Origin of the sequence: Flavobacterium davisii, from assembly GCF_019565505.1 — a bacterium.
Taxonomy (GTDB): Bacteria; Bacteroidota; Bacteroidia; order Flavobacteriales; family Flavobacteriaceae; genus Flavobacterium; species Flavobacterium davisii.
Map to the genome: position 1 here is coordinate 416992 of NZ_CP067378.1, position 19072 is coordinate 436063.

At 28.9% G+C, this 19072-nt stretch carries 11 protein-coding genes and 7 pseudogenes; 8 read left to right on the plus strand and 10 right to left on the minus strand.

The annotated features are described in order from the left end of the window. Positions 1 to 423: 423 nt before the first annotated feature. The 3 genes and pseudogenes from JJC05_RS02130 to JJC05_RS02140 all read left to right on the plus strand — a co-directional run bounded on the left by JJC05_RS02130 (position 424) and on the right by JJC05_RS02140 (position 3210). Positions 424 to 1130, plus strand: a pseudogene (locus tag JJC05_RS02130) (ABC transporter ATP-binding protein). A 1-nt stretch (position 1131) separates the two neighbouring features. After that, entirely contained in the window at positions 1132 to 1896 is a 765-nt protein-coding gene (locus JJC05_RS02135; protein ID WP_105196793.1) for a TIGR02757 family protein, read from the plus strand. Positions 1897 to 2205: 309 nt separating this feature from the next. Continuing rightward, positions 2206 to 3210 (plus strand): IS256 family transposase, variant Zn-binding type, encoded by a 1005-nt coding sequence (locus JJC05_RS02140; RefSeq protein WP_258929413.1) that lies wholly within the window; start codon positions 2206 to 2208, stop codon positions 3208 to 3210. Positions 3211 to 3891: 681 nt separating this feature from the next. Here the strand turns inward: JJC05_RS02140 and JJC05_RS02145 are convergent. The 10 genes and pseudogenes from JJC05_RS02145 to JJC05_RS16435 all read right to left on the minus strand — a co-directional run bounded on the left by JJC05_RS02145 (position 3892) and on the right by JJC05_RS16435 (position 12996). Then, complete coding sequence (locus JJC05_RS02145; protein WP_235878118.1) at positions 3892 to 4317, minus strand: hypothetical protein; 426 nt, start codon at positions 4315 to 4317, stop codon at positions 3892 to 3894. A 304-nt stretch (positions 4318 to 4621) separates the two neighbouring features. Then, positions 4622 to 4995, minus strand: a pseudogene (locus tag JJC05_RS02150) (methylglyoxal synthase). A gap of 4 nt (positions 4996 to 4999) precedes the next feature. Continuing rightward, positions 5000 to 5851 carry an N-acetylglucosamine kinase gene (locus JJC05_RS02155; RefSeq protein WP_105196797.1) on the minus strand — a complete coding sequence of 284 codons (852 nt, stop codon included), beginning with the start codon at positions 5849 to 5851 and terminating at the stop codon, positions 5000 to 5002. A gap of 414 nt (positions 5852 to 6265) precedes the next feature. Then, positions 6266 to 7265 (minus strand): annotated as a pseudogene (gap, locus tag JJC05_RS02160) (type I glyceraldehyde-3-phosphate dehydrogenase). A gap of 148 nt (positions 7266 to 7413) precedes the next feature. Continuing rightward, positions 7414 to 8402 (minus strand): annotated as a pseudogene (gene pfkA, locus JJC05_RS02165) (6-phosphofructokinase). A gap of 160 nt (positions 8403 to 8562) precedes the next feature. Beyond that, positions 8563 to 9738, minus strand: coding sequence for a translocation/assembly module TamB domain-containing protein (locus JJC05_RS16415; RefSeq protein WP_309597502.1), 1176 nt, complete (start codon positions 9736 to 9738; stop codon positions 8563 to 8565). Then, entirely contained in the window at positions 9726 to 10232 is a 507-nt protein-coding gene (locus tag JJC05_RS16420) for a translocation/assembly module TamB domain-containing protein (protein WP_258929414.1), read from the minus strand. The genes JJC05_RS16415 and JJC05_RS16420 overlap by 13 nt, the downstream gene beginning before the upstream one ends. Further along, on the minus strand, positions 10217 to 11992 hold the full coding sequence (locus JJC05_RS16425) for a hypothetical protein (protein ID WP_258929415.1): 1776 nt from the start codon (positions 11990 to 11992) through the stop codon (positions 10217 to 10219). Before JJC05_RS16425 ends, JJC05_RS16420 begins: the two co-directional genes overlap by 16 nt. A gap of 74 nt (positions 11993 to 12066) precedes the next feature. Beyond that, positions 12067 to 12285, minus strand: coding sequence for a hypothetical protein (locus JJC05_RS16430; RefSeq protein WP_258929416.1), 219 nt, complete (start codon positions 12283 to 12285; stop codon positions 12067 to 12069). A gap of 246 nt (positions 12286 to 12531) precedes the next feature. After that, positions 12532 to 12996, minus strand: coding sequence for a hypothetical protein (locus JJC05_RS16435; protein WP_258929417.1), 465 nt, complete (start codon positions 12994 to 12996; stop codon positions 12532 to 12534). A gap of 213 nt (positions 12997 to 13209) precedes the next feature. Here JJC05_RS16435 and tsaD point away from each other — a divergent pair. The 5 genes and pseudogenes from tsaD to JJC05_RS02195 all read left to right on the plus strand — a co-directional run bounded on the left by tsaD (position 13210) and on the right by JJC05_RS02195 (position 18375). After that, positions 13210 to 14230 (plus strand): annotated as a pseudogene (gene tsaD / locus JJC05_RS02175) (tRNA (adenosine(37)-N6)-threonylcarbamoyltransferase complex transferase subunit TsaD). Between the two features lie 48 nt (positions 14231 to 14278). Then, positions 14279 to 14983, plus strand: a complete 705-nt coding sequence (locus JJC05_RS02180) for a 16S rRNA (uracil(1498)-N(3))-methyltransferase (RefSeq protein WP_105196801.1) — start codon at positions 14279 to 14281, stop codon at positions 14981 to 14983. Between the two features lie 125 nt (positions 14984 to 15108). Next, positions 15109 to 15749 (plus strand): annotated as a pseudogene (locus JJC05_RS02185) (DUF4159 domain-containing protein). Between the two features lie 4 nt (positions 15750 to 15753). Then, positions 15754 to 16263 carry a TrmH family RNA methyltransferase gene (locus JJC05_RS02190; RefSeq protein ID WP_088393100.1) on the plus strand — a complete coding sequence of 170 codons (510 nt, stop codon included), beginning with the start codon at positions 15754 to 15756 and terminating at the stop codon, positions 16261 to 16263. Between the two features lie 1158 nt (positions 16264 to 17421). Then, positions 17422 to 18375: pseudogene (locus JJC05_RS02195) on the plus strand (zinc metalloprotease). Positions 18376 to 19072 lie beyond the last annotated feature (697 nt).

Genomic DNA, 19072 nt, shown 5'->3' on the forward strand with positions numbered 1-19072 from the left:
AATAAATGATGTTATAAATAAATACTATATAAAAACTTCGCTTATCCATTTCATTCTTGCCTTCTTTTGCGTAAACCCAAATTCAGCATTAGAAAAAATAAATTTTATAACTCATTGAAATAAAATGGCTTCTGTTTCTAGCACTTCTAATCCTTAATTCTTATAGTACTGCCAATCAACAAAATGTGTATCTTTTTTAAAAGATCTCTAACGTGTAATCAGGGTTAAAATGAAAAAATTGTGATCCTTTAGCACATCTTAATTGAGGTTAAAAAATAACATCCTTTTTTAGATTTAAAATTCTTTTTATTTGTAATAAATTTCTAACTCAAAATTCGGGTTAAAAAAACATAGCATCAATCTTAATAAAACTTTATTTGAAGTTGAATAAAATTCTTTGTTTATTTGTGAAAATACTTAATAATGATCAAAGCCACAAATATTCATAAATACTTTGGACAGCTAAAAGTTTTAAAAAGAGTTAATCTTCAAATTAAAAAGGGTGAAATCGTATCAATAGTTGGTGCATCTGGAGCAGGAAAAACTACTTTACTTCAAATTTTAGGCACTTTGGACCAACCTAGTTTTAAAAACAGAAAAGGAGTTAATCTTTCTTCCTCTTTAGAAATCAATGGTCAAGATGTATTAAAAATGAATGATAAAGAACTATCAAAATTTCGAAATTTAAATCTTGGTTTTATTTTTCAATTTCATCAACTACTTCCTGAATTTACTGCTTTAGAAAATGTTTGTATACCGGTTATATTGCCAAAAGACGCAAGAAAGAAGTCGAAGAGGAAGCTAAAAAATTATTAAGTTATTTAGGTTTAGAACATAGAATAAACCATAAACCTATGGAATTATCTGGAGGTGAACAACAACGGGTTGCTGTTGCTAGAGCTATGATAAATAAACCGAAGGTCATTTTTGCTGATGAACCATCTGGTAACTTAGATACTATAACAGCAGAAAATCTACATCAATTGTTTTTTAAACTTCGTGATGAATTAAACCAAACTTTTGTAATTGTTACTCATAATGAAGATTTAGCTAATATGGCTGATCGAAAAATAACTATTGTGGATGGTAACATAAAAGATATAAATGACATAGAAGTCATCTTTAATTGACATGGAGTTTTTAGAATTAAAAGATTTTTTAGATGAAAAAGTGAATTTATATAATCGTTTTGATTTTATAGAGAGTGATCCTATACAAATCCCTCATTTATTCAATACTAAAGAAGACATTGAAATAGCCGCTTTCTTAAGTGCTACTATAGCTTGGGGGAACCGAAAGATGATTATAAAAAACGCACAAAAAATGATGAATTTATTAGGTGATTCTCCCTATGACTTTATTATAAATCACAATTTGTCACAGCTTGATAAATTAAACTCATTTGTACACAGAACTTTTAATGGAGAAGACTTTATACAATTTGTTAAAAGTCTTCAACATATTTATTTACATCATGGAGGGTTGGAAACTGTTTTCACTAAACATGTAGAAAATAGCTCTACACAAAAAGCAATTAGTGCATTTAAAAAAGTTTTTTTTGAAATTCCTCATACTACAAGAACTCAAAAACATATATCAGATCCTTTTAATAACTCTGCTGCTAAACGTATTAATATGTTTTTACGCTGGATGTGTAGACAAGATTCCGCTGGTGTTGATTTTGGAATATGGAAAAAAATTTCTCCTTCTTCACTATCTTGTCCGTTGGATGTTCATTCAGGTAATGTAGCTAGAAAATTAGGTCTTTTAAATCGTAAACAAAATGATTCAAAAGCATTGTATGAATTAGACATTAATTTACGTTTATTAGATCCAAAAGATCCTGTTAAATATGACTTTGCATTATTTGGTTTGGGTGTTTTTGAAAATTTTTAAATTAATGTCTTTAACCCAGATTACGCATTAGACCCGAGCGTAGCGAATAGACGAAGTAAATCTATTCCACTTTATTTTTATTCAAATTCAAGCACGTACTCAAATTTTAATCATCAAAATAGTTCTCTATTTCTTCTTTTAAAATTTTCCGTGAGCAATTGAATTTATTGAAAAATTTTGTTTCACAACGAAGTCTAATGCGGAATCTGGGTTTAAAAATGATGCGTATTTTTTTGCAGGTTTAATAGTCAAAAATAGTTGGTAAAATAGCTGTTAGCTATTGTAAAATATGATATTTCGAAGAGTTTATTGAAATTCGTTTCAATAAACTTTTTTATTTATGAAAAACTCAAAAAAAAGCGATGTCCAACTTGTAAAAGTCTAGAAACTATAAAATGGGGAATTCAACAAAACAAACAACGATTTAAGTGTAAAAATTGTGGACAATTATTTACTAATATTAATAAATCAGTTTCAGATTCTAATAAAGAAATATGGTTCAAAAATTGGGTAATTGGCAAAGACACTTTTAATAAAATTTCACAAGAATCAGGATATGGAATAAGCACTTTACAACGTTATTTCTATAAGATGCTAAACAAATCTCCTGTCTTAGAGTTTAGTTCAACTGATGAGATATATTTAGTTCTTGATGGAACTTATTTTCCAAATGATATCTGTTTAGTTGTATATAGAAACTTTCATTTAAAGCTAACACAACTTTACAGAATAAGCAATGGAGAACATTTTGAGGAAATAGCCGAAGACTTAGAAAATCTATTAAAGCTTGGGATAACAATAAAAAGCATTACTTCTGATGGAGATAAATCTTCTATAAAAGCCATTAAAAAAGTTTGTCCAAAAGTACCCTTTCAAAGATGTTTAGTTCATATATCACGAATGTGTAGAATATGGCTTACAGCAAATCCAAAACATAAATCTGGTTTTGAACTGAAACAAATAGCTGTTAAAATTCATTATATAAACACCGAGTACAAAAAGCAATTATGGCTTATGGAACTCATAAAATGGGAAGAAACATATAGAGATTTCATTAATCAAAAATCATATAATCCCGAAACAGGAAGATATTGGTATACGCATAAAATGGTTAGAAGATCGTTTACGGTAATCAAAAAAGCATTGCCTAATATATTTTTGTATCTAAAAGATGAAAAAATACCCAATTCAACAAACTCATTGGAATCATTTTTCGGACACTTAAAAGGCAACTTGAATATTCATAGAGGATTAAGTTTAGCCAACAGAAAGAACTTTTTGAAATGGTATTTGTATTATAAAAACCAAATGTAAAAAGGTTTTATTTAGCCATGTTAAATTACCGATAATTAAAGAGGATAGACTGAAAATCTATCCTCTCAAACTATCGTATAATTATCAAACTTATTGCTAGTTGGTTGCTCCTCAGCAGAGCCAACGTCCTCTTCAATTTGATAGGGGTAATATAAGCATTAAATACTAAAAAATCACCAACTATTTTTGACCACATTACCTTTTTGCATTCTTTATAATAAAACGATATCTAGCCACATTTAAAAAATAATATATACAATAAATACTTAAATTAATTTTTCTTTATTTAACCCTTGTTTTTAAAATATTTTTTTTGAATCTAAAAAAGTACATTTTTTGAGAGCAATCAAGTTGTCTTAAAAATTCTCAATCTTGTCATTTATATAACAAAAGTAGAAATCATATTTTAGATTATGACTTCTTCCTTTGATCGAAGTAACAAATGCCCATCAAATTATGTCTTTTACTTCCATATCTACAAAAAAATCGTACATTTTTATTAGCCTGCTTTTAGAATAAATACTGTAAAATAGTATTAAATACTTTTTATGAATACTATATTTCAAGAAGCAAAATCTAAAAAAATGACTTTTAAGAAGAAGGGGTAAAAGATTTTTACCTCCTTCTTTCATATTTCATCAACAGATTCTTTTATTTTATGAAATCTTCAAATAAACTTTCTTAACGTTTGACAGATTCGTATTTATCTGTCTTTTCATTATAACTATATTTAGTCATGTTATTTTTATTACTCAAACTAAAATCTCCATTAGATAATAGGCTAAATAAATAGCCTTCATTTCTTTTTTTGGAAATCGTTTGCGAAGCATTTTTAAATTTATCTAAATATTCTATTTCTGTTATATCTATCGACTTTTCAATATTAGCTATTAAAAGTGTTTTTTTTACAGGATTCCAAATCTGATTTTCAGTAAGGTTTACAAATTCTTTTCCTAAGGAAGTCTCCTTTTTTTCAACAGCTTTCCAACTAACATGGTAAAATGTCTTATTTTTAACTTTTATCGGAGCAACTTTAACTGTATTCGGTACAAATTCTGGCTTATTTTTAGTTAAAAGCATACTATCTTTTATAACAACTAAATACAAATCTTTTTTCTTATTAAATACAATACTGGCTTCTCCATTTTTAATTAATAAAAGATTAACTGTATTGTCTGTTGGTTTCTTTTTTGAGCTTGAATTGAATTTAATACCAGAAAACTGAGACTGAGCAAGAAAATTGTTTTATTCATAAATATAAATTTTATATGTTTAATTAAATTCTTATTAAGATCTATTAGAACGCAACGCCTATCTTACTGACAGCAAGTACTATACTAATATACCCCTTTTTAAAAGAAAATACATTGTTTTATAATAAAATATTTTATTTACGAAATTTCACCTCTATTTAATCTTGTTTGGCTATAGCATCTAATAACAATTGTGCGGTTGCTTCATTTGTTGCTAAAGGAATATTGTGTACATCACAAATTCTTATAAGCATATTAATATCTGGTTCGTGTGGATGGCTGCTCATTGGATCTTTAAAAAACAAAACCATTTTACATTTTCCAACTGCAACTCTAGCTGCTATCTGTGCATCTCCTCCTAAAGGGCCACTCAACAATTTTTCAACCTTAATTCCGGTTACTTCTACCGGCTTCCTGTTGTACCTGTTGCTATAATTTTAATATTTTCTTTTAAAAGCAAATCTAGGTTTCTACTTACAAACTGAACCATATCTGCTTTTTTTACATCATGTGCTATTAGTGCTATTACCATATTTTTAATTGGTTTGTAAATGATATGTTATTAACCCGTCTATTGGACGTTGTAAGATCTTGCCAATTTTTATATTGTGTTTTTCTAAAGCAGACTTAATTTCATCTTGTAAAAAATATGCAACTGATCCTATGAAATGATTGGATACTTCTTTATAATTATCAAACTGTTTGATACTGTTTTCTATAAAAGATTCTATTTCTTCATTTATAATTTGCTGGCAGAATGACTCGTTTTTATGTTTTATTAAAAACTCTGTAAATGAGGCTAAATAAGCATTTGGATTTGGTTCTTTATATAAATTTTGTTTAATCACATCTGCATCTAGGTTATAGGATGCTTCAAAAGTTTCTGCTAATTTTTTAGGCATTTTGTTATAATAATATTCTCTTAACAAATGACGTCCAAAACGGTTACCAGAACAGTCATCCATAATAATATAACCTAGCGACTGTACTTTTTGGTGTAATATATCACCGTCAAAATAACTACAATTAGATCCTGTTCCTAAAATACTAACAATGGCCTTTTCTCCTTTTAAGGTTGTAGCATACACTGCTGCGTATGTATCTTCATAAACAATAATTTTTGCATTCAAAAAGTATTGTTCAAAGATAGAAACTAAAAAGTTCTTCATACGATCCGTTCCGCATCCTGCTCCGTAAAAATATAAATTTGAAATATTTTCTTTATTTTTGTTTAATTCCGAATTATCATTTAGACGTTTTAAAACTTCTATTTCTGTTAAAATTTCAGGATTTAAACCTAATGTATGGGTAGAAAATAAAATATTTCCCAAATCATCTATTGCAATCCAATCTGCCTTAGTAGAACCACTGTCTATTATTAATTTCATTTGTATAGTTTTTCTCTTTATATTTTCTTTTTATTTATACAATAATTAAAAGACTTTCATTAATGCGTAAATCTTTTCTTTTTAAATATTTATTTTATTTTTTAGTATTTTTTTTGGATACACTTTTAATCCAAATTTTGCATTAGACTCGAACAAATTAAATTGGTGAAGCCAATCTATTCCTTTTATTTTTCTTCCAATTCAAGCACGTACTCCTATTTTAATGACCAAAATAGTTGCTATTCCTTCTTCTAAAATTTTCCGTAAGTATTTGTTTTTTTGTCTCACAACGAAGTCTAATACAGAATCTGAATTTAAGGAATAATACGATCAATTGAATAATACTGATTTATTTATAATAAAAATCCCGTTTCGTTAAGATGAAGAAACGGGAGATAAAAATAATCATTTTCGTTATAAATTAGCTATATGTACGGCTAAATCTATTAATTTACTTGAATAACCGTATTCGTTATCATACCATGATACAATTTTAAAAAAAAGTTGAATTAAGCCCAATACCTGCTTTAGCATCAACAATTGATATTCTGGTATCGCCTATAAAGTCTTGCGAAACTACATCATCCTCTGTAAATCCAAGAATTCCTTTCATTGTGGTTTCAGATGCTTTTTTAAGTACTGCCATAACTTCTTCATAAGATGTTTCTTTAGCTAATTTTACTGTTAAATCTACTACGGATACATCTGCTGTAGGCACTCTCATAGACATTCCTGTTAGTTTTCCTTTTAAACTTGGTATGACTTTAGCAACTGCTTTAGCGGCTCCTGTTTGAGATGGTATTATATTTACCAATGCAGAACGTCCTCCTCTAAAATCTTTTTTAGAAGGACCATCTACGGTTAGTTGAGTAGCTGTTGTTGCATGTATTGTGGTCATCAATCCTTCTACGATTTCAAAATTATCATGAATAACTTTTGCTAAGGGAGCTAAGCAATTTGTTGTACATGATGCGTTTGATACTATTGTATCTTTAGCTGAAGCATCTGTATGATTTACTCCCATTACATACATTGGAGCATCTGCCGAAGGAGCTGATATTACTACTTTTTTTGCTCCTCCATCAATATGCGCTTGAGCCGTTTCTAGTTTTGTAAAAATCCCTGTACATTCTGCTACTATTTCGGTATCTACCTCATCCCATTTTATTAATTGTGGATTTTTTTCGGCTGTTACTCTTATAGGGCGATCATTTACAAATAATTTTCCTTCCTTTACTTCTACTTTGCCATCAAAACGGCCATGAACTGAATCATATTTTAACAAATAAGCTAAATGATTTATATCTAAAAGATCATTAATTGCGACTACTTCTACATTATCTCTTTTTACTATTTCTCTAAATACTATACGTCCTATACGACCAAAACCATTAATTCCTATTTTTACTTTCATATATATTTTTTTATTCATTTCTAATCGCAGATAACCTTTGGTTTTCAACACTTTAAATAATTATAAAATTATTTAGCAACGCAACAGATTACTCATATCTATTTTCACGATTTTTGTATTGTTTTATTTTTTAATTTCTAGTTTTTTATTAGATAGACATAATATCGGAAACTTTAAGTAGTTCTTGATCAATTCTAGAATGTCCTTTTATAGCTTGTTCTAAAGGGGTTAAGGCTACTTTATCTTCTAATAATCCTACCATATAATTGGATTTTCCTTCTAAAAGGGACTCTACTGCTTTTACACCTAAACGAGCAGCTAATACCCTATCAAAACACGAAGGAGAACCTCCTCTTTGCATGTGACCTAATACGGAAACTCGAACATCGTATTCAGGTAGATTTTCTTCTACATATTCTTTTAATTCAAATACATTTTTACCTATTTTATCGCCTTCTGACACGACTACTATACTAGAGGATTTACCAGAAGTTTTACTTCTTTTTAAGGATTCTAATAATCTTTCTAATCCTAAATCTTCCTCAGGAATAAGGATTTCTTCTGCACCTGCTCCAATACCAGCATTTAGTGCAATATGTCCTGCATCTCGTCCCATTACTTCTACAAAAAGAGTCTATTATGAGAGCTTGCTGTATCTCTTATTTTATCAATAGCTTCTACTACTGTATTTAAGGCAGTATCATAGCCTAATGTATGACTTGTTCCATAAATATCATTATCTATGGTACCGGAATTCCCATAACTGGGAAATTAAATTCTTTATTGAATATTTCGGCTCCCGTAAAGGTTCCATCTCCCCCTATTACGACTAATGCGTCTATTTGAGCTTCTATTATTTTTTGAAAAGCTAATTTTCTTCCTTCAAAAGTTCTAAAATCTTTTGAACGGGCTGATTTAAGTATGGTTCCTCCTTTATCGATTATATGATTTACAGAACGAGGTCCCATTTCTTTAAAATCGCCTTCTATCAGTCCTTGATAACCTCTATAAATACCTACGCATTCTACATTATAAAAGGCACATGTTCTAACAACGGATCGAATTGCCGCGTTCATTCCCTGGGGAATCTCCACCAGAGGTCAAGACTCCTATTTTCTTTATGTTAGTATTTGACATTAAAAAAGGGTTTTCTTAATAAGTAAAGTTACAAACGTTCTCTTTACTTAAAAATGATAAATATTATTTTTTGAGCGATTTTTTTACAATCAAAAAGGTAAAAAAGATTGACAAATCCTCAACGGAGATCTAAGGTACTATTTTTTGTAGAAATAAACAACTAATTTAATTCAGGAATTCTATCTTCATCTTCTTTTCTTTTTTCTGAAGATTTCTTATTCCTTTTTTCTGTAAACTGAATGATTTCTGGTAATAAGTCAGAATCTGGTATTTGATCTTTTTGCTGATCTGATTTTCTTTGATCTTTAATTTTTTTAGAATTAAAAACTTTATACATTAATTCTTTAAATGTATTAAAATCTACCTCGTAACTTAACCCTAATCCTTGTGTATAACCTATTCCTCCTTGACCTAAATAGGTTATATCATTTTCACGATTAAATACGCGTGCTTTTAGTGAGCCATCTTCATTTAGACGTAATTGAACTTCTACATCTCCTACTACAACCGATTCGTTTATTCCGCCAACGGGCACTCCAAATTTACCGTTAATAGTAATTTTATCGCTTATTTGGGTTGAAACGGTAAATCCTACTCGTCCTCCTGTGGTTGTTTCTTGATTTAATCGATCGTTTTGTACATAATTCAGCCCCAATTTAAAACGTTCATCATTTGCAAATAATTCATCAAACAAGCTATTTGCTCGTTCCAAGATATTACCGCTAATTACATTTTCTACGACTCCTTTATCTGATAAGAAACTTCCGGATGAGATTAAAGATAATGCTTGTTTTTGGCGTGTATCGAAATCGTTAAGTTTGTAATCTATTTCTGAACGTAGAACAGAGTTTACTGTTGGAAAATTAATAAAAATATCAGGTTTCGGGTTGGTTAATTTATCTGTTAGTTTTATAACTACTTCTGTTGGTATTTTTTTATTAAAACTAGGATTATCTAGCAAAATAGATGGGTTGGCTTCTGTTTTATAAATAGCTTCCATATTTAGAGTCGCATTTAATGGATCTCCATCCCAAGAAATATATCCTCCGTTTTTAACTTTTATTTTTTTATCTATGAATCCTCCATATTTAAAATTATATACCCCATCGTACACTTGAAAATCTCCCCACATATTAAATTTACCTAATGTATTTATCTCCATTAGCAAGGAACCCCGACCACGTCCTTTTAGTCCATGTCCATTATTTTTATTAATGATGACTTCTATTTCTGCAACAGGAGTGATATCTAATTCAAATTTTAATTCTAAACCACTATAATCTTTTTCTTTACTTTTTACGTTATCCGATATGTTTTTTGAATTTATAAATTTAATATATTTTTTTCAGAGCTAGCTTGATCATCATTAATTGGTATTTTCAAGGAAGATCCTTCTGCAGAAGAAGCATTAACATTTATTACTAAGGCATTTGTTGGCCCTTTAATACTTGCTTTTCCATCCATATAAGCTGTTCCGTAATACAATGCGTCTTCATGATCTTTGGTATCAAGTACAACAATACGATCAGAATTAATATTAAAATTCAGATACCAATCACTTAATTTGTTGTGTTTTACCCAACCATCCATGGTACCTGTTGTTTTAAATTTAGTATCTGTTACTTTTATATCTCGAAATGAAAATTGATTTTCTGTTACTTCTACTATCGAGTTATTGCCAAAATTATAATCTGTATTTAAGTAAGGTACTTTAATACCTGACTGATTTAAATAAAGTCGTCCATTTATTTCTGGATTATAAATATCTCCTTCAAATTTAGCCGATCCAGAGGCCAGTCCTCTTATGTCTGTAATTATATCTGCTCCCATAGGTGTAAAAAGGAGAGATCAAAATCTTTGAGTCTGACATCTAGATCCATCAAAGTTTTTTTACCTTGAAAGTACAAACTTCCTTCTGTTTTTAGAATATCATTTCCTTTGTTATTTAAGACTGAATTAATTTTAAAATTTCTAAAACTATCATCTCCTGTAACAGCTATATCAAATTTTCCTAACGGCAAATTATTAATTCTAAAATCATCAATTGTCAGTTCCGAAGCAGGTTCATAGATACTTTTTTCTTGTTTAAAGTCTATATTCCCATTAACTTTCCCTTTCAATCGTAGACTATCTATTGCAGGTGTAATTTTATCTAACTCTACATCTTTAAATGATAATCGAAGATCTTTATAGGTGGAATCTCTTAGCACTCCCATTAATTCCATTGCTTGGTTTTTATGTGAAAGAGCGATTTTTTCTATTGAGAAATCGGTTAGTTTTTTATTAAATACAATTTTATTATTATCTTCTTCTTTTTCATTCAGAAACCATAAATAATTTTTAAAATTAATTTCTGATTTTTTAATTCCTACTACACTTTTATTATTTTGATCAATAGTATGGTATAAATTTAAATTATAAAAGTCTTCTGCTTTATCGCCTCCTTTAAACTCTGTTCTAACAAATAAAGTATCATTTGAGGTTATATTTATTAAACTCATTTTTGAAACTTTATAGTGTTTTGTTTTAATACTATCCATTTCAACATAAGCGTTGTATAGAGGATTTTTATTATCTATGTCTACACTAATATTATCAAATTCATTATCGTATGCTTTTATTTTGGGTGATTTAAAATTTAGTTTAAACAAGCCTTCGTTTGAATTTATTTCACCTTTCATAAAAGTGTTTTCACCTAATGAAATTTCAGGATAAAATATTTCTATTAATTTACTGTAAACATTAAAATCAAATTTCATAAATTGTCCCTTACTTACCTTATTGGGTGAATAATTAGCATAAAGACTTCCTAATGAATTTTCTACTAAGTCGGGTAATTCTTTAAATTTAAATCGTCCCTCTACTTTTCCTTCAACTATATCGGGTGAATTAATTGTAATGGTTCTGAATCCATCTTTTTCAAAAGTAGATTGAACTATAAAATCATCAAAAAAATAGGTTTCTTTTGGATTTTCATAAGATGTTTTATTTATATAAACATTTCCATAAATGTTATCTATTGAATTTCCTTGTAAATTCATTCTTACATCTCCTCTAAAGACAGAAACTGCATCGGAGGTATAAAGATTTATTTTTTTAAGATTGGCATACTCTACTTTTGCATGAAATTCGTACTTATTTTCTTTTCTAGTCAGGTCTAAAAAACCGTCAAAATCCATAACTAAATTAGGATCATTGGCTTTTATCGAGCCTTCAAAAACAGATTTATTCATCTCGCCATCTACAACTATATTTTTGTAATTGTATTTATTATAATAAATGCTCTGAACAGTTCCTTTTATTTTTGTATTTAAATATTTTTCTGTAAATCCTTTACCGTCTACTGCTGTATCTAAATTTACAATTCCTAAATCTTTTCGATTTAAAAATTTACCTAAATCAAACTCTGTCAGTTTAACGTTACCTACATAGGTAGCATTATCAATATTATTAATATTGGTCATGACTAAATTTGTTTTAGCAATTCCTAGTGCAGAAACTAATGAAACATTTGCTTTTAGGTTTTTAAAATTTATTTCTGCTTGTCCATTTAATGAAAAAGTACCTAATTTTTTAAAATTGGTTGGCAATTTTTTCCCTAAAATATTGGGTAATATTTTAGTTAAATGATCATACGTCGATGTTATTTTGGTGAAATATCCTTTTACATAATAGGCGTTTTTTTCTTTGAAAAGAGATTTTTAAATCGAAAATCACCTCTTATCTGTGATCCAAAATCATCTAATAAAACCAATCTTTTAGTAAAAAAGTTGTTTAAAGTCCCTAATAATTTACCTTTTACTTTGTATTTTAAATTTTTACCGAACTCTCCGTAAAATTTATTTAAATCATTAGATGAAATTATTCCTTCTTGGATTTTCACATCAAATAGGACTTTATTATTAAAGTCTGCAAAATCTTTGCGATCATAACGTAATTCAACATCTCCTATTAAATTAGATTCTGATGTTTTTAGCTTTAGTTCTGCTAGATGAATATTTTTTTTTTGTATAGGTAAAATTAGACGAGGATTCTTCTATTTCTATACCTCTGTTATCTACAAATGACATTTCATCAATCTGAGTTGTAACGTCAGGTCCTAAAATTTTAAATTTATGCGTTTCTGCATTTAATTTTTGGCACTAAAAACTAAAGGGTCTCTCATGTTATCGTCCCAATAATAAAATGCGCTATTAATTAAGTGAATATTTTTAATGGTCATTAGAAATTTTTTCTTGGAAGTAGAAGGAGTTCCATCATCAAAAAGTTCTATAAATTTATCCAAATTTGTATCACGTTCACCTTTATAATTTCTAATTTTAAATGTAAGCCCATCCATTCTGACCTCTCCAAAATGCAAATCACCATCTATCAATTTTTTCAAATCTAAAATATTGGTTTTTAATACATTTATATGAAAAAGTGTATCTTTTTTATAGTCTTTAATGAAAACTTTTTTTAGTTTAACTCCCCCAAAAACTGTAAAATTTGCTTCTTGAACTGTAATATCTGTACCAAATTCTTCATTTAAAAAGGCTGTTGCATATTGGCCTAATCGAGTTTGAACAGAAGGCATAGACAGTGCTATGACCAATGTGAGTAACAATAATACTAAGCCAAGAAAAAAATACATCTTGCACTTTAAAATCGTTACCCACAGTCTTTTTTTGTTTTTTTTTACTTCACCTTCTTGCTCTTCCAAAGGAAATATTTTTTTGAGTTAAAATTTAGTAACTTTGGCACGGGTTGTAAAAATAATCTATTCCTTGATTTTATACAACTTTACAAACAAATTCTATGCTTTAAAATGAAAATAGAAGATATTTATATACTAGCAATTGAAAGCTCTTGTGATGATACGGCCTGTGCCGTATTACACAACGATAAAATGTTATCAAATGTTGTTGCACGTCAGAATATTCATGAAGAATATGGAGGCGTAGTACCCGAATTAGCCTCTAGAGCACATCAGCAAAACATTGTTCCTGTAGTAGATGTAGCACTTAAAAAAGCAGGAATATCGAAAGAGCAGTTATCTGCTATAGCCTTTACACAAGGCCCGGATTAATGGGATCTTTATTGGTTGGTGGTTCTTTTGCAAAAAGTATGGCCATGGCTTTAAACATACCTTTAATAGCAGTTAATCACATGCACGCTCATATATTAGCTCATTTTATAAATGAAGATGGATATTCTAAACCTGATTTTCCTTTTTAGCGCTCACCATATCAGGAGGTCATACTCAGATTGTAAAAGTTAAAAGTTTTTTTGATATGGAAATCATTGGAGAAACTACTGATGATGCCGTAGGAGAAGCCTTTGATAAATCTGCTAAAATATTAGGTCTACCTTACCACGGTGGCCCTCTTATAGATCAATACGCTCAACTAGGAAATCCTAAACGTTTTATTTTCACGAAACCTAAGGTTGATGGACTTCATTTTAGTTTTAGTGGACTTAAAACACAAATCTTATATTTTATTCAAAAAAATGTAAAAGAAAACCCCCATTTTATTAATGAAAATCTAAATGATATCTGTGCTTCTATACAAAATATTATCATTACAATTCTGATGGATAAAATAAAAGAAGCCTCTATACAAACAGGCATTACACAAATTGCTATAGGAGGCGGTGTATCTGCCAACAGCGGTATTCGTAAAACTTTAAAGGAAGCTGAAAAAAAATATCACTGGACAACCTTCATCCCTAAATTTGAATACACGACTGACAATGCAGGTATGATAGGTATAGTTGGCTACTACAAATTTTTAGAAAATCATTTTAGTAATAACACTGTCACTTCTAAAGCTAGAATAGAGTTTTAAAAGACTACACTTGATTGAAAACAAAAAATAACAACAAAAAAAGCGATAATGCAATTATTCTACAATCCAGATATAACGATTACTTCTAGTGATTTTTCTTTTGACAAAGAGGAAAGTAAGCATATAGTTAAAGTATTACGCAAAAAAGAAAATGATCTTTTATTTGTTACCAATGGTACTGGTTTTTTATTTGAAACAGAAATTGTTTTAGCCTCAGAAAAAAAATGTATAGTAAAAATAAAAAATCATAAAGAATTTAAACAAAATCATTTTCGTTTACATTTAGCAGTCGCACCAACTAAAATGAATGAACGTTATGAGTGGTTTTTAGAAAAAGCAACAGAAATAGGCATACAAGAAATAACGCCTATTATTTGTGAGCATTCTGAAAGAACTATTATAAAAATAGACCGTTTAGATAAAATCATCCAGTCCGCCATGAAACAATCTAATCAATTTCATTTACCTAAATTAAACGAAGCTATTCCTTTTAAAGATTTTCTTAATCAAAATTTTGAAGGACAAATGTTTATTGCTCATTGTGAAGATAGCCATAAGAAAAGCTTAAAAAATGAAATTATAGCCAACTCTAAATACACTATTTTAATTGGTCCTGAAGGTGATTTTTCAGAAAATGAAATAAAATTAGCTATCAGCAAAGGATTTATTCCCGTTACTTTAGGAAACACAAGATTAAGAACAGAAACTGCTGCTGTGGTTGCTTGCCATAGTGTCGTTTTTAGTAACGAATAAAGACCTTTTTTATTTTTTTACAATTTTAGAATAGTAATTCCTTAATCGTAATATAAAAAAATATAATTTTATTCCTGCAATACCTCTATTTTATTTAAATAAATAAAGTTTATATGTTTTTAAAAATGATCAGAATATATCTTATTTTTTTTAGCTTTTTCAACTTATCTGTTTTTTCTCAAGAAATAGCTTTATTAAAATATAGCGGTGGTGGCGACTGGTATGCTAACCCCACCTCGCTCCCTAATTTAATAAAATTCAGCAACCAAACAATCAATACACGCATAAAAAGTAAACCTTCAACAGTTACTCCGGTAGCAACGATATTTTTTCCTATCCTTTTATACACATGACCGGACATGGAAATGTTATTTTTAACCCACAAGAAGCTGAAAATTTAAGAAATTATTTAAATGCAGGAGGTTTTTTACATATAGACGATAATTATGGTATGGATCAGTATGTTCGAAATGAAATTAAAAAACTTTTCCCTAACCAATCTTTAGTTGAAATTCCTTCTTCCCATATTATTTTTCAAAAACCCTATTCTTTTCCTTCTGGATTACCCAAGATACACGAACATGAGGGTAAAAGACCACAGGCTTTTGGTATATTTCTAAATAATCGTCTAACACTATTGTACACATACGAATGTGACCTAGGCGATGGATGGGAAGATTATGAGGTACATAACAACCCTAAAGAAGTACGTGAAAAAGCTTTAAAAATGGGAGCCAATATCTTAAATTACGTTTTTAATCATTAATAATTTGGAACAACTTACTCATTACAACTCTCCTTTCGAAACTAAAAAATTCCCTATAACTGTAGTCTGCGATGGTGTTTACTTTCAAGAAAACATAGGAAGTATTTTCCGAATTTGTGATGCCATGGGGGTTTCTAAAATCATTTTTTCTGGATCTAACTTTATTTTTTCTGAACGTAAAATAAACAAAACATCTAGAAGTACTCACAAAAAAATTTCTTTTGAAATCATTAAAGAACAGGAATCTCTTATAAACTACCTCAATACAACCCCTTCTACTTGTATTGCATTAGAAATAACCCAATCTAGCATTCCTTTAAACAAAATCAAAATTTCTTCAAACCTTCCCATAACCTTAATAATTGGCAATGAAATACAAGGTATTTCTCCTGAAATATTAACACTTTCAACTATTCAAACTCACATCCCCATGTTTGGTCATAACAGTAGTATGAATGTTGTACAAGCTTTATCTATAGCTCTCTATGAATTAACTCAAGCATTCCACTTATAACAAAATCTATTACATCATAATATTATTACTTTAAAATAATTTTAAAATCTGAATAACACACCTATTTAAATCCAAATTCTTAATTAAACTTCGTTATAAAACAAGATTTTTTAATAAATCAAATGCGCATGGAAAATTTTAAAAGAAGAAATAACGAATTATTTTGACGATTAAAAAGACATACGTGCTTTAATTTTAAAAAAAGTAGTATACATTTAGCTTCACCAATTCACTTCAAGTCTAATAGCAGATTTTGGATAAAACTTTACAGACAAAATATTTATTTATATAAAAATGTTTTTAAATCTACCCCCCCTTATAAGATAAACCTAAATCATGTACTAGACTTTGTGATGAAAATGAACAAAAACTCCCCTTACAGATATTACAATCTAAAAATCAACTACTTAACACACATTATATCTCTTATATAACAGAAAAATCAGATTATTAGCCTTATGCAATTTACTTTATTTATTCATAGGTTAATTAACTAGAAATGATCTTTCTATTTCATATTTTAACATAAGTTCGACATAAAAACATTGATTTTTAACACATTACACAAAAACTTTGTGCTTCCGTTAGCGTTTTCTTTGTGTTTTTCATCGTATAGCTATTACACAAAGTTCCTCAAAGAAATATGAAAGAACTGTTTATTAGCAAGTTAAAAGTTTTCTTAAGTCCAACTCACGTTATTTTATCTATTTTTCACTTCACAGCCCTACTATGTCATGTAAAAAAACAAAAATCTTCTTTTTTTTGTTTCAAACAAAAAGTTTTCCCCATTTCATATACAACCTCTAATCTTTATAATAAAAAATCACTCCTTTTCAATAAACATTTAATACCTGATTATATTCATTTTTTTTAGACTTACAAACAGAATTATACATTTTAAAATTATTTAACATATTGATTTTTTTATACATTACAAACAAAAAAGCAAAAAACAAGAATAAAAATTAACATTATATTTTTAATAAATAAACAACAAAAACAAACAATAAATACATTATATACATATTAAAACAAAATAAAATAGATATAAACCTAAAAAAATCAATTTTAATGATAAATATATTTTTAAAATTAAAATATATTTTATATCATTGCACCAGAATAAAACAAAAATTATCAACCCAAAACCAATTAATTATGAAAAAAGTTTTATTGTCAGCATCAATAGCATTCATGATGTTTTCTTGTCAAAAAGAGGATAATTCTTCAACAGACCAAGTAGATACTACAGCTCATAGAGGATGTGCATCTCATGAAGTTTTAGAAAGACAAATGCAAGAAGACCCGGGGATTAGCTTCAAGAATGGCTGCTATCGAACAACAAACATCTGAAGTTATCAAAAATAATCGTTTGGTAAACGGTGTTATCGAAATTCCTGTTATTTTCAATGTTTTATACAATGGCACAACAGAAAATATTTCATTAGCTCAATTACAGTCTCAGATCGATGTTTTAAATGCAGATTATGCAGCTACAAATGCAGACTATAACACGGCTAACAACCCTTATTCTTCTGTAAGAAGTGGTAATTTCAATGTTCGTTTTGTCTTAGATCAAGTAATTCGTAAAAGCACCAAAAAAAGAAGTTGGGGGACTGACGATTCTATGAAAAAATCAACTCAAGGTGGAATAAGCCCTACTTCTCCAACAACAAAACTAAATATTTGGGTTTGTAATTTAGGTTCTAGTTTACTAGGGTACGCTCAATTCCTGGCGGTGCTGCTGCAACTGACGGTGTTGTATTACACTATAAATATACAGGAACAACGGGTACAGCTACTGCTCCATTCAATTTAGGAAGAACAGCTACTCATGAGGTAGGCCACTGGATGAATTTACGTCATATATGGGGTGATGCAAACTGTGGAAATGATTTTGTAGCAGACACTCCTCTTCATGATTCTTCAAACTATGGAGTACCTGCTGTTGGACATAGATCAACTTGTACTGGTACACCACTAGAAATGTATATGAATTATATGGATTACACTGATGACAGAGGTATGTATATGTTCTCTCAAGGACAAAAAGAAAGATCATTAGCTATCTTTGCTGCTGGTGGAGCTAGAGCTTCATTTGCTCAACCATAATAAATAAAAATAAAATCATATTTTCTCATAATAGTTTTTTTACTTTAAAGCCTGATCTTATGATCAGGCTTTAACATTTTTATCAAATTTATATTTTAGCTAAAATACCGCATTAAACCCAGATTACGCATTAGACCCGAGCGTAGCGAATAGACGAAGTAAATCTATTCCACTTTATTTTTCTTCAAATTCAAGCATGTACTCAAATTTTAATCATCAAAATAGTTCACTATTTCTTCTTCTAAAATTTTCCGTGAGCACTTGAATTTATTGAAATTTTTTGTTTTACAACCAAGTCTAATGCGGAATCTGGGTTAAACTCGAAATGAATTGGCAAAGCCAAATTTATACTCTTTTATTTCTCCTCCAATCCAAGCATCTATTCAAATCTTAATCATGAAAAGTAGTTCATTTATTTCTTCTATAATTTTTCATAAATGCTTGAATCTATTCGGAATTTTTGTTTTATAACAAAGTTTAATACGAAATCTAAGGTAAATTCAAGAAACAATAAGATCTTGAACTTATTCATTTCTATTTTAAATATATTCATTTTAAGACTACTAAAAAATAACTTGCGCAAATGAATTCAAAACCTTCGAATTTGGTAATTTTTGAGCGATATTAATTCTTATAAAGCTCCTAAAAATTAAGTTTAAAAATATAATTCCAAAAAAATCATTCAATCAACTTAAGA

Bases quoted from the DNA above. Each gene is read 5' to 3' on its own strand.
- JJC05_RS02135 (WP_105196793.1), top strand. From the start codon at position 1,132: ATGGAGTTTTTAGAATTAAAAGATTTTTTAGATGAAAAAGTGAATTTA.
- JJC05_RS02155 (WP_105196797.1), bottom strand. From the start codon at position 5,851: ATGAAATTAATAATAGACAGTGGTTCTACTAAGGCAGATTGGATTGCA.
- JJC05_RS16420 (WP_258929414.1), bottom strand. From the start codon at position 10,232: ATGGGAGCAGATATAATTACAGACATAAGAGGACTGGCCTCTGGATCG.
- JJC05_RS02180 (WP_105196801.1), top strand. From the start codon at position 14,279: ATGCAATTATTCTACAATCCAGATATAACGATTACTTCTAGTGATTTT.